Below are 296 nucleotides of genomic sequence, written 5' to 3'. Positions count from 1 at the left end.
GCTTTTGATACATTCTTTATATAAAATCCAATTCGGTTTTCACCAACATGATAAAACCAAATTTGTATAAATCTTGGCAAATAGAGCGGAATTATATCATTTCTAAAGCATTTACTCAGAAAATAAATCCGACTCCCCAGCAATTATTTACCGTATGCTGCCACACAATCCATCAAGGTTTGATAAACTTCGTTGACATTGGGAATTTGAGCAATACCACCTAAATTTTTTGCATAAGCCGAAACTTGAACGCCGGTCTTGGCCGGATCTGTATCTGTATAAATTCCTACAACAGG

At 35.8% G+C, this 296-nt stretch carries 1 pseudogene; it reads right to left on the bottom strand.

Features of this window, described 5'->3' with window-relative positions:
* Positions 1–143 precede the first annotated feature (143 nt).
* Positions 144–296 (bottom strand): annotated as a pseudogene (locus tag ACTHSP_RS23570) (lipopolysaccharide heptosyltransferase I); the annotation flags it as partial.

The sequence above is a fragment of the Neisseria sp. P0001.S005 genome (genome assembly GCF_051963715.1).
Note: the sequence above shows the minus strand (reverse complement) of the source record. Positions and strands in the feature narration are given on the sequence as shown.